Genomic DNA, 12,901 nt, shown 5'->3' with positions numbered 1-12,901 from the left:
AAAGTTATTAATTTAGCGTTGAAAGCTGTCCGCCAATGCTTTTTTGAAATGACATCCATGCCAAATCGAGAGCTCCTTTTGCATTTGCCAAATTTGCTCTCGCGGTTGTTTGATCATTGGCAGCCGCAATAAGATCGGTAGCAGTAACCTGCCCATTATCGAAACGCGCTTTCATTTGTAAGTAAGCATCCTGAGCATATTGCACCGACACCTTAGAAGAATCTAAAACTTGAATGGCATTTTGCAATTGCAAATAACTGTTTGTGATATCGATACGCGCATTCATGCTTAAATTTTCTAAATTATATTTTGCTTTTTGTTCCGATGCGATTGTGCTGCTAATTTGTGCTTGTCTCACTCCCCAATCAACTAAATTCCAAGTAAGTTGAAGCCCATATGAGAGTGTATCTGAATAACTGCTAGCGCTATACGTTACGTTATTATATGTAATATCTTTTGCTAAAAAATTTCTTGAATAGGTTGCGACGAAATTTAATGTGGGCAAATAGGTGCTATAAGTTTGCTGAGTTGCATATTTTGAGGCTTCAACATTTTCTTTTGCTGCAATGAGATCGTGGCGTTTTGCCATTCCAGGACTAAATATTTTCTCTAAATTTGGAAGTTTTTGCGATTTGGCTTCCCAAACAGATTTATCACTGTCATCTAAAGTTATTAAGTTAATATTTTTAATGCCAATAGCTTCAGCTAAAGTAATTAAAGTAACTTTATAAGTCGTCTCTGCTTGAATGAGATTTGTTTTTGAATTCTCATAATCAAGCTTAAATTTAAGCAAATCGGCGTTTGTTAATTTACCTGCATTAAATTGCGCATTTCCATCTTTTAATTGTTTTTCAGAAACTTCAATAGATGATTTCGCCGTTTTTAACAACTGCTCTGCTTTTTGCGCATTAATAAACGCTTGGGCTCCATAAAATCGGGCATCAACACGGCTTTGCGTGCGATTCTGCAAGGCAGCACGCGTTAACGCTGAAGATTGCATTAAACCATTGTACAAGGAATAAAGTCCGACAAGGGGTTGAGTTAACGTAAGCGAGCCCGCTGAAGAGTTTGTTTCAGGAAATCCATACTGCGCTCCCAGTGAGGTTCCGACAAGTTGGTTAACAGAACTGCTATTAAACATATAATTTGCACTTCCAGAAACATTAGGAAGCATACTTCTTAAAGCTGCATTTTCTTGAGCTTCGCTGATAAGCAAATCCTGTTGTGACATTTTTGCCACAAATGAATAATGTTCAGTCATATTCATTGCCGACTCTAATGTCAGCAACTGATTCGAATTTACGCTACGCGCATTTTGAATTAATAAAGGAGGATGATCTTGATCTTGATTTTCATTTTCTTGAGCAAAAGTTTGATAAATAAACAAAAATGTAACCATCCCAGTGAGGGGGTAGGTAATCCTTCGAAAAGCATGAAATGTCATTTGTACCATCCAAGTCAAATAAAATAGTACTCACTTATTAACTTAAATGTGACAGCAATTCAAGTTTTAGCGTCCTTATTCTTATGAATTTTCGTTTCAATCTTAACTGACTTGATTTTTACATTATTTAAGAATCCTACTTAGATTCAGTTTGGAATCAACAATAGTCACTACCCCAATCATTTAATCCTTGAATGATAACTGCTAAAGATTTTCCTTTATCGGTTAAAAAATACTCCACCTTTGGTGGAACTGTAGGATAAATATGTCTTGATACGATTCCTTCTTTTTCGAGATCACGAAGTTGCATTGTAAGCATCCGTTGCGTAACAATATTCTTAAGTAATTTTTGTAACTCACTGAATCTAAGTATTCCATATTTAAGTAAATGAAATATGATAATCCCCTTCCATTTCCCACAAAGAACATTTAAAGTACACTCTACAGAACATCCCTCTATATTTTCTTTTCTTTTCATTTTCACCATTTTATTTTTCCCTAATAATCAAATCTTAATATTGTAATAAATATATAAAAATATGATAATTATACAAATAAAAAACAAAAATAAAAATTATTCATAATAAGCAATTTTTTTTCCTTTCTCATAAAACACATTCATTAAGATAAAAATTTATTTAATAAAAAAAATTTTTTGATTAATAAAATTTATGACAATAGAATTGTCATAAATTTTATTATATATTCATTTTTAGTACAGACAAGAGAGCACAAATAATGAACTTAATATCAATATTTATACTAAAAACAAAACAAATAATAAGATAAAATAATTTTCAATTTATTTTAACAATTATTTAAAAAAAGAAACAAAATTTTTTATTGAACATCCGATATTTTGTTTGCATTTTGCATTGTTTCATCATGAGCTTTAACGGTTTTTTGTAATGCTTCATAACTTCTATGAGCAATAATCATATTTGTTAGATTTCTCATGGGATTAACATTACTGCCTTCTAAATATCCTTCAGTGACTTCACCCTCTGGCATTTTGAAATTTTCTGGAGGGCCATTGTGAATCCACAAGTTCTCCCCTAACCTTTCTAATAATGTAGAATCTTTAAATGCTAAAATTTTTAATTTATCTACAAATTTTTTTCCTACATAAACTTCGCCCGTAGGTAAAATACTGACATCCTTTCCATTCAATCCACTAATAGCGCCATTTTCACCCTGAACAACAGCACCATTTTTTGTGATTAAAGTACCGTCATTGCTGATACTAAAACCACCATCTCTTGTCAAACGCTCACCAAATGGTGTCATGACTTCAAAAAATCCGTCACCCTGAAAAGCAACATCTAATGGATTTCCAGTTTTAATCATAGGACCTTGTGTATGTGCTGTTTTAATTTCACTCAAAGTAACATAAGCCATTTCATTTCCTTTTAATGGCCACAATTCTTGCATATTTGTTTTAAAAGGCGCGGGAGGATGAGGAGTTGCATAACTCGGCCATGGATTTGCCTCCTGAGCTTGAAAGGCAATATCATCTTCCTTAAAAGCAGTTGTATTTGTATTCGCTAAATTATTTGAAATAATTTCCATAATTCTTTCTTGCAAAACTCCGCCTGATAAAGGGGCATAAACGTTTTTTAGCATAATATTTTCCTATTCAAAATACTGTTCAAGAAAAATAATACACCACATAGTTTTAACTGAGTTATGAAAAATTTACTTATATGCTAACTTTTGAACAGATATCTTTTGCAGGGAAAAATTTCTTAATTTTGTAAATCAAATTGATTAGAGAATGTTTCTTTTAGCTTTTTCATAGAATAAGGCTCTTTTTTTATGACCCCTGAAAAATAACGCGCTGTTTCTTTATTTAATATGGCATTGGTTGAAACAAAGACAGGTTTTGTAAAATTGAAGTCTTTCAGTTTTTCAAGAAAATTTGTCTCACAGATATTTTGACCGCTGTTGTCAAAATAAAAATCAACAATAATGCACTCTATATTTTGAACGAGTTCCAAATTATTATAAAAAAACTCTAATGCAGCATCAGGATGCAAAAATGTCATCACGTGCGCATCGGTCACCGTCACTTTCCAAAATTGATGATAAGCATCTTCATCGTCAATGACAACTATTGTTCTGAGATTTCTTTGTCTCTCAATAATTTGATCTTGAATCGATTCCTCAAAATCATGTGGAATTAAATGCGAGCAAATAAATCGCAAAAATTGAAATCGCGACATAGGTTTTGCAATAAAGAAATCAGATTTAACTTCTATGGCTCTCTCTAAATCGCATTTTAAAAATCTATTGGTATGAATACAAATTTTTGCGTTGTTTCCATCCTCTCTCAATTTTTTAACAAAATCAAACCCATTTAAATGATCGAGACCTAAATCAATATCACAAATAATATATTCTGGATCGATTTTATAAACAGCTTCCATAGCTAAGTTGTAATCACTATAAGAATAAATTGAAAAATAATTATTTAAATCTTCAGAAGAAATAAGTGATGAAAAATTCTTAACATAAACTTCATCATCCTCAAGAATCAAAATTTTATATTTTTTGCTAGAATGATCATGAGCTAAATAATTTAAAATTTTACTTTCAATATTATTTGATTTTTTTTCATATTCAATTTGAGAAGAATTATAATGAGAATCAAAATGAGTCTCAAAATAATTTGCTTCACTTGGAAAATATAAATCTTCAATATGATCTTCTGCTGTTGTATTAGGCTGAGGCAAGTGAATATAAAATTTTACACCCTGAGATATTGAAGAATTATAAAATATTCTTCCTCCGTGCTGTTGAACAATTTCTTTAGCAATTCCTAATCCAAGTCCCGTGCCACGTTTTTTACCCTTTGTAAAGAAAAGATCAAATATTTTATCTTTACAATTGTCATCAATATGTGAATTTGTATTTGCAATACATATTTCAAATTTAAGAATTCCATTGTCTTTAAATTCTCTAGTTGTAATTTCTATTTTTCCTTTTCCTCCCATTGCTTCAATTGCATTGGAGAAAATATTAGATAAAACACGCTCCATTTTTTGAAAATCAATGTGAATTAAAAATTTATGATTGAAATTATATTTCAATTGAATTTCAGTTTTACTTTGCACTTCAAAACAGCTTTTTATAACAGAATAAACGAGTTTATAAAAACTTGTATTAATAGAATTAGGCCGTCCTTCTGTTCTGAAGTGCAATAAATCAGAAAGCATATTTTCTACTTTTAAAATATCTTTTTCTATGGCACGACCTGTATCCTTAATATATTGTCTTATTTCATCATAACTAGATAATCTCAACATAACATGAAGAGCATTTTTAATATGAGCGAAAGGATGTCTTAAATCATGCGCCAGCATTTGAATTGTTGTCGATATCACTCGCATCATTTCCATTTGTTTCAATTGTTCTTGTGCTTTAGCAAGTTCAATATAGACATTGTTAAAATTTTTATAAATAAGATCAAGCTCGGAATACGTAACAAACTTAGTATATTTTTCCTTACATGATGATATTTCTTTTATATTTTCAGATAACATTTTAATTGGAATAAACATTTTTTCATAATTTTTTTTACTCTGATTTTTCATATATAAAAACATGAAGCACCATATTGAAAATAGTACACATATAAAGAGTATAATAATAAAACAGTTAACTTTCTGAACACTAACTAAGTACATTTTTTCTAGAGAACTTTTACTACCTAGTGGAGTTGAAGTAAAAAAAAGCACATCAAATCTTAAAATATAAAAAGAATATTTACTTGATGAATCTAACTTATTTATTATTGATAATTTCTCTCCATTTAATGTTACTATCTTGTTACTAACGCCTTCGCTAATGTATAATGTGGAAAAATAGTTACTTTTTTCAATAGATGACAATAATTTTTTAGCAAAGAGATAATCACCCATGATTAATGCTGATGTTATTTCAGGAATATATCCCTTTACTAATTTTTCAGTTCTTCCAAAAAAGATGTCATAAATGTAAAGAAATAATATAATTAATATGAGACTCAATGAAAATGAGGCAAAGAAAATTCCATTTCGTGCGGAACGATTTAAAATTTCTTCTGAAATTGGTCTTAGCTTCAAGAAAATTTTTCCTAAAAATTAAAATTTATTGTAAATTTATTATTAATTTAATTCCAAATGTTGCAAATAAAATATCACTCCTCCAAATTGATTCCCGATAGATGAAATTTTAAAAGGGTTATAGTAAGCGACAGTAGGTATTTCAAACAAGGGAACCAAAATTCTATTATCATAAAAATACCTTGATATATTTTTCAATCTTTCATTTAAAATATCTCTGCTTGATGCTTCTTTCGTTTCATCTAATAGAGTTTCTAATATTTTGTCATTACCATGAGAATTTATTGAAGGACTTATTTTACTATATTTTGCAAAATTTAAAATAGGATCAAAAAAATCGGTTTCAGTTGATAATAAATAAAATGGGGAATCTTTAAATTCACTTCCAAAAGGATTGTATATATTCTTAGAGACTTCAATAAATTGAATGTTAAGACCTGCATTTTTGAGTTGCGTTTTTATAACGTCTCGATATTTTGATCCTAAATAAGACGAATCTTCAGTATATGGAATTTTAAAAATTTTTATCATAAAATTTTTACCTAAAACTCTTTTAAAAGATTCTATGGAGTCTGTTAATTGAATATCTTCTTTAAGATTCAATCGGCCAATATTACCTGGGGTTAATAATTCATAAAGAGGCTTAACAGGAATATCAACTGATTTTGTAATTTCATTCCTACTCATTGCTAAGGAAACAGCTCTTCTAAAATGCTTATTAGCTCCTAAAGAGTTGCCATAATTAAATTCAATCACTCTTCTATATAACGGGACAAGCAATTCATCTTGTTTGTATTTTGGGGTATTTGCTGCAATAGAATCCTTTAAAGTGATATCGGGCTCATATATTCTATTTAATTCATATATAATATGATGAGCCGCTTTAGGGTATTGTAATTTATTAATTAATGACAAATAAAATATTTTTTTTTGGTAATCAGCTTCAATTATTTTATATGGTCCTGACCCTACGGGCCATTTTTTCCAGGTAAGCAAATCTGAATTAAGCTCCTCCATAGGCACTAATGAAAAACTAAAATGTGATAGCGAATATAAAAAATAAGGATTTAATTTTGCAGGAACAATAGCAACTGTTCTCTCATCTAATATTTTTAACCCTTCAACTAACCCGGATTTGTATTCCTGACCATGCCTGATTTTTTCACTTCCTTTTAAGTTTATTTGCATCGTATTTCCTGTATTTGGATATTTTGCAAACAGATGCCTTAAAATACTAAATTCTAAATCTTTTGAAGTGACTTTACGATTGTTATGGAAATACAGGTTTTCCTTTAATTTCAATTTGTAATATTTATTTTTAAAATCCCAATCAAATGATTCTAGAGAAAGAGGTCTTAATTCTACATTATTATCAAGATACAATAATGAATTTAAAACAGCGGGATAAAAACTTCCACGACAGGCGAGAATAGTATCTTCATCCCAAGCATTGAGCGAATGACTTTCACAATAATAAATAATACTATTAGATTGATTAGCCATTAAATTAAAAGAGAAAAGACAAAAAAAAGCAAAAGACGAAGATAAGAGTATTTTTTTCATATAGTCAGAATCTCAAAACTGAAGCATTTAAAATTAAAAGTCTAATTTAATAAAATAATCTCTAAATTTATTATACTTTATAAAATCAGAATAAATATGATTTTATAAATTGCTTAAATAGCAAACCTATTTAAATTAGTCAACATTATTAATTTTTTTTCACTTACCAAAAATAGTAAACTATATGCTAATATTTAAAGCAATTCATTCTCTTTTTAATGCAAATAATTTGAAAACAATTAAAAAGTACAAGAACGCGCTCAAGGACACAAAGAAGTCGAATAATCCAAGAGGAAGTAAAGTTCCATTTTCAACAAATCCCATAGCGACTGTACCTATTCCTGCAGCAGTTAATTGCAATGAACCTAAAGTACCAGTAACTAAACCAGCATTATTAGGAAATAAAGAAATCGCATTGGCAGAGGAAAAAGGCATGAGCAATCCATTCCCTATAGTAATAATAAATACAGGAATCATCAATGCTAACAAATGCTGCCAATTAAAAAGATACATGATAAGAAGCGCAAGGCCTCCAATAATATTTACTGATATACCTGTAAAGATGATTTGGTTACTCGTCATAGAAAATGAGAGTTTTCTTCCTAAAAAAGAAGCAAACATATAAGGAAATGATGCTGCACAAAAAGCATAGCCTACTGTAGCAGGAGAATAACCAAATTTATTTAATAAAAAAGGGCAAGCCGCCACAAATGAAAAATAGGTTGCATTTGAAGCCATCATAAATAAAGCATAGCCAAAAAATCTTTTATCAAAAATAATTTTTAAAAATGCAGCAAAATCAAAAGTTGAATTTTTAATTGTCTTATTTTTTATATTAGGAATAATAGGAGTCATTAATATAAAAATAATAATACCACCATAAATAGCTAAGACCAAAAAATTAGATTGCCAATTAAAATGAGTTTGAATATGACCACCTAAAACAGGGGCTATAGCAGGAGAAAAAGCAACTAGAGGTATTGTTATGGAAAGTATTCTTGCCATATCTTGAGCATTAAATAAATCGGCGACAATAGCTTGTCCAATAGACATGCCACCACAAGCCCCAATAGCTTGTAAAATACGAAAAAATAAAAGCTCATAAATACTGCTCGAAAAAAAACAACCAACGGAAGCAAGCATAAATATGATCATACAAATAAAAAGCACACGCTTTCTACCAAAACGATCGGATAAAGAACCCGAAAAAATTTGAAAAATAGCCATGGTAATTAAGAACACTGTCATGGTACTTTGTGACCAAATAGCATCTTTATTATAAAATTCAGCTATCGCAGGTAGTGATGGTAAATAAATATCTGAACCAATAAATCCAATGGCACAGATTATAATAATACTTGTAACAAAAAGTATTCTATGAATTTTACCAAATTTAAACTCATTTTTAATAGTTGAATTTTCATTTAATTGTTGCTGAATAGATTCCATATCTATGAATTTTTCCAATCTAAAAGTTAGTATTTAAGACACCTTATAGTTAATAAATACAAAATCCCCTGATTGGGTCACTTTTTGACATTCTAGTTTCTTAGAAAGAAGGTGCGAAGAAGAAACTAGTGAAGGTGATTGAATATTTCCTATTAAAATAGGACTTAACGTGAGCCATAATTCATGAACCAAGCCCTGCTCCCAAAATGCCGCATTTAATTGTCCACCACCTAATAAAGCAAATCTTTTTTTATTATTATGAATGAGATATTTTATCAATCCCGATATGTTACCTAAATAATAATTTATTTCTCCACAAAATTCGATTTTTTGCCCTACTTTTAATATAGGCTCTTCACTTAAATCGAATGAGGTTACAAAAAAAATACTCTTTGGAATATGTTTTTGTCCCCAGAATTTATGTTGAAAGGAAAAATTTCCTGATCGGGTAAAAACAATCCATTCGGGCTCTGCCTTATTTGCAGTCAACTCTGACACGCGAAAAGCGCCCAACTCTGACTCCATACTACGCGCCCCGATAAAAACAACATCACATGAAGCCACAGCATGCCTCATGCGCTCAAAATCTTCAGAGCACAACATGCCCATCAAATTTCTTTCCAAGGAAGATTGCCTATTATGACTGGCAATTTTGCCATCAATAGTAGCCGCCATGACGTTCAGAATATGAAAATCTTTACATGAAAATTGCGACATACTTTATGCCTTGAGTGCGGGCCACAAAATATTTGCGCCTAACTTTTTTGCTCTTAAAGCGATGGGATCATCTTCTAACGCGGTTAATATTTCGACGCCATCTCCTACAATGGCAATCGTATGCTCAAACTGCGCAGAAGGTTTGCCATCCACTGTTTTTGCAGTCCAACCATCTTTCATCATTTTCATGCGCCAATCACCCGCATTTATCATGGGTTCAATTGTAAAAATCATGCCGCGCACAATTTTGAGACCGGTACCCGATCTCCCATAATGAGGAACCTGTAAATCGGGCTCATGAAAGACTTTTCCAATACCGTGACCAACAAAATCACGCACAACACCACAGCCCTCTTTTTCCGCATACCCCTGAATGGCCCAACCTACATCCCCCAGGCGGTTGCCATGTTTCGCTGCGACAATACCCCGCGCAAGGCTCTCTTCAGCAACTTCGGTCACTTTTTTACTTTCCTCAGAAATGTGATTACCAACATAAAAAGTCCGCGAGCAATCACCAAAGTAGCCATCTAAAGTAACAGTGACATCGACGTTAACAATATCCCCTTCTTTTAAAAGCTCTTTTTCACTTGGTATCCCATGACAAATCACATCATTCACACTGGTACAAACTGATTTCGGATATCCTTTATAATTTAAAGGACTAGGGTAGGCTCCATGCGAAACAATATAGTCATGCACAGCGCGGTTCACTTCTTCAGTACTTATGCCGGGCTTTATCATTTCGCCGGCATGGCGAAGGGTAAGCGCCGCAAGTCTGCCTGCTTCGCGCATTTTTAATACATCTTCTTGAGATTTTAATTTTGGCACTTGTAGTGGCTCTCCCTTTTTATTTTAACAAAAATTCTAATGCCGCATGCAACGCAACAAGATCATGCGTACCCATGCAATTGGAGTTTTCGATTGTTTTTTTGGCTAAACCTTGAAGAACTTTCCCAGGTCCGACTTCAATCCAAAGGGCTTCAGGCAAGGAATCATGAATTGTCGCTAAGGACTGCGTCCATAATACCGCACTTGCAATTTGTCTCACAAGTATTTCTTTTGAATAGGTCGCATTTGTATGAATTTTTGCATCAACATTTGCAACAATTTGCCCAGCAAATGAGTGTAATTTTGTATTTGACAAAAAATCTTTCATTTCTTCTGCTGCGGGTTGCATTAAAAAAGAATGAAAAGGAGCACTTACAGGTAATGTTTTGGCTTTACCAAGTTTTTTCTCCGCTATCACTTCGCATGCTTTTTCCACAGCAACCTTGTGACCACTTAACACCAATTGTCCTGGTGAATTGAAATTGACCACTTCCACCACAGCATTGTTTGTTGAAACTTCTTTACAAATGTTGGGAACACTCTGCCCTGCATTGCCTAAATAAGCAGCCATAGCTCCCACTCCGACAGGAACAGCCCTTTGCATAGCTTGGCCTCTAAAATGCACCGCTTTAAGGGCATCGGAAAAAGACAGAGCTCCTAATGAAACCAGAGCAGAATATTCTCCGAGGCTATGACCTGCGACCAAAGTGGATTTAGCAGAAGCCCGTTTTTCTAAAACTCTAAAAAGAGCTGTACTTAACGTTAAAATAGTCGGTTGCGTAAATTCCGTTAAATTTAATTTGTTCTCTGAATCTTCAAAACATAACTTTGCCATATTGAAGCCTAATATGTCAGAAGCTTCTTCAAAAGTTTGTTTCACTTCCTGAAATTGTTCGAAAAAATCTTTGCCCATCCCAACAGATTGGCTTCCTTGGCCAGGAAACATAAAAACAACGTCAGCCATAAATCATCTCCTTAATCCGTGCGTTGTTATTGATGCACTTGCTTTGAATACCAGAGTCTTTTGTAAGCTACCAGTCTAAATAAATCTATCTTCTTACAAATGACTTGGTATCAGACCGATGGTGTTTTACATTGACCTTAGGCTATTTTGGGGGTTATAGAAACTCGTTTGGAGTTGATTTTTTGTGGAAAGGTTACAACATGTTTGACTTAGTCACCCAAGGATTTAAAGATGCGACCCTTAAGCTTAAAGGGCAAGCACGCCTCACAGATGAAAACATTTCTCCGGCTCTAGATGCGATTAAAAGATCGCTCCTGGACGCCGATGTAGATCTCAAAGTAACTAAACAATTTCTTGAAAATATTCGTCAAAAAGCACTTGATGAAGTGGTTACTTTAAAAGCAAAATCGGGTCTTAAAGTTTCAGCGGGTGATCATTTCACTAAAACCTGTCACGATGAACTCGTTGAATTCTTGGGTGGCAATCAAACTGAAATCATTAAAAATACCAAAGGACCTACAGTTATATTACTTGTAGGCTTACAAGGTGCCGGCAAAACAACTCATGCTGCTAAACTGGCAAAACTCTTGGCAGAACGTCATAAAATGCGCCCCTTGCTTGTGGCTGCCGATGTGTATCGTCCTGCGGCGCGCGATCAATTAAAAATATTAGGGGATAAAATAAACGTCCCTGTCTTTACACTTGACACTAATGATGCTGTTGAAATTGCGCAAAAAGGAATTGAATTTGCGCGCTCCGAATGGCTCGATCTCGTTATTATCGATACCGCAGGTCGCCTTGCTATCGATAACAATCTCATGACCGAACTGGAATCTGTAAGATCAGCAGTTCAACCTCAAAACATCTTACTCGTCATCGACTCTATGATTGGTCAAGATGCCGTGCGCACCGCTTCAGCATTTGACATGCGCCTTAATTTAACAGGTGTCATTTTAACAAAATTAGATGGTGATACTCGTGGAGGAGCTGCACTTTCCGTAAAAAAAGTTACTGGAAAAAGCATTTTATTTGCCGGCACAGGAGAATCTCTAGACAAACTTGAAGAGTTTCGTCCTGAAGGTATGGCGGGTCGTATTTTAGGCATGGGCGATGTGGTCGGTCTAATGGATGACTTTACCAAAGCCATCGACATGGATCATGCTGAAAAAAGTGCAAATCGCATGATGGAAGGTCATTTTGACTTTAATGATTTCCTTGAAATGATTGGTACCATTGGAAAAATGGGACCTATTAAAGATGTCCTTGCTAAAACTCCTTTGGCCTCGCAAATCTCTGAAAATGATATGAACAAAGTCAACGATAAAGATATTTCTCGTAAGGGTTCTATCGTTCAATCCATGACAAAAAAGGAAAGAGAAAATCCCGATCTTCTTCTCATCCAAAAATCACAAAGCGCCCGCAGCCGCATGGCACGTATTGCTAAAGGCTCTGCCCACAGCGAAAAAGAAGTGAAAGACTTAGTTGAACAGTTTATGCAAATGCGTCAAATGATGCAAATGATGAGTGGACTTGGTTTGGGCGGCGGGATGATGTCTAAAATCCCCGGATTAAGTCAACTCAATCAAATGGCAAAAATGGCTAAAGTCGCAAAAATGATGGGCGGTGGCGGCGGGATGCCCGGCATGCCTGGAGGCATGGGCGCTCTCGGTAACATGTTTGGCGGTGGCAGTATGCCTGCTATGCCCGGAGGAATGGGCGGCGGTGGAGCTATGAGCGCTGCGGATCTTGCGGAATTAAACCGCATGAAAAAAAGAAAAAAAGAAGAAAAATTAAAGAAACAAAAAAAACGCTAAATTGTCATAGTTACTTTAG

10 protein-coding genes are annotated in these 12,901 nt (G+C 33.5%); 1 reads left to right on the top strand and 9 read right to left on the bottom strand.

The genetic code is table 11. The features are described from left to right. Positions 1 to 7: 7 nt before the first annotated feature. The 9 genes from AXG55_RS03165 to fabD all read right to left on the bottom strand — a co-directional run bounded on the left by AXG55_RS03165 (position 8) and on the right by fabD (position 11,068). Positions 8 to 1,444 (bottom strand): TolC family protein, encoded by a 1,437-nt coding sequence (locus tag AXG55_RS03165; RefSeq protein ID WP_233231334.1) that lies wholly within the window; start codon positions 1,442 to 1,444, stop codon positions 8 to 10. A gap of 157 nt (positions 1,445 to 1,601) precedes the next feature. After that, entirely contained in the window at positions 1,602 to 1,931 is a 330-nt protein-coding gene (locus AXG55_RS03160) for a winged helix-turn-helix transcriptional regulator (protein ID WP_237243990.1), read from the bottom strand. 353 nt (positions 1,932 to 2,284) lie between these two features. Continuing rightward, positions 2,285 to 3,067: a flagellar hook-basal body protein gene (locus tag AXG55_RS03155; RefSeq protein ID WP_148696685.1), complete on the bottom strand. Its 783-nt coding sequence runs from the start codon at positions 3,065 to 3,067 to the stop codon at positions 2,285 to 2,287. Positions 3,068 to 3,189: 122 nt separating this feature from the next. Beyond that, a complete protein-coding gene (locus AXG55_RS03150) occupies positions 3,190 to 5,547 on the bottom strand; it encodes a hybrid sensor histidine kinase/response regulator (protein WP_148696684.1) in 2,358 nt (785 codons plus the stop codon). Positions 5,548 to 5,589: 42 nt separating this feature from the next. Beyond that, positions 5,590 to 7,110 carry an ABC transporter substrate-binding protein gene (locus AXG55_RS03145; RefSeq protein ID WP_148696683.1) on the bottom strand — a complete coding sequence of 507 codons (1,521 nt, stop codon included), beginning with the start codon at positions 7,108 to 7,110 and terminating at the stop codon, positions 5,590 to 5,592. Between the two features lie 204 nt (positions 7,111 to 7,314). Next, the gene (locus tag AXG55_RS03140) at positions 7,315 to 8,559 is read right to left on the bottom strand and encodes a multidrug effflux MFS transporter (protein WP_148696682.1); all 1,245 of its coding nucleotides are present in this window, start codon (positions 8,557 to 8,559) and stop codon (positions 7,315 to 7,317) included. A 33-nt stretch (positions 8,560 to 8,592) separates the two neighbouring features. Further along, positions 8,593 to 9,276: a dihydrofolate reductase family protein gene (locus tag AXG55_RS03135; protein ID WP_148696681.1), complete on the bottom strand. Its 684-nt coding sequence runs from the start codon at positions 9,274 to 9,276 to the stop codon at positions 8,593 to 8,595. Positions 9,277 to 9,279: 3 nt separating this feature from the next. Next, entirely contained in the window at positions 9,280 to 10,104 is an 825-nt protein-coding gene (map, locus tag AXG55_RS03130) for a type I methionyl aminopeptidase (RefSeq protein WP_233231333.1), read from the bottom strand. A gap of 19 nt (positions 10,105 to 10,123) precedes the next feature. After that, complete coding sequence (fabD, locus tag AXG55_RS03125; RefSeq protein WP_148696680.1) at positions 10,124 to 11,068, bottom strand: ACP S-malonyltransferase; 945 nt, start codon at positions 11,066 to 11,068, stop codon at positions 10,124 to 10,126. Positions 11,069 to 11,268: 200 nt separating this feature from the next. Here fabD and ffh point away from each other — a divergent pair, with 200 nt between their 5' ends. After that, positions 11,269 to 12,882, top strand: coding sequence for a signal recognition particle protein (ffh, locus tag AXG55_RS03120; RefSeq protein ID WP_148696679.1), 1,614 nt, complete (start codon positions 11,269 to 11,271; stop codon positions 12,880 to 12,882). Positions 12,883 to 12,901 lie beyond the last annotated feature (19 nt).

Origin of the sequence: Silvanigrella aquatica (assembly GCF_001907975.1) — a bacterium.
Classification (GTDB): domain Bacteria; phylum Bdellovibrionota_B; class Oligoflexia; order Silvanigrellales; family Silvanigrellaceae; genus Silvanigrella; species Silvanigrella aquatica.
Note: the sequence above shows the minus strand (reverse complement) of the source record. Positions and strands in the feature narration are given on the sequence as shown.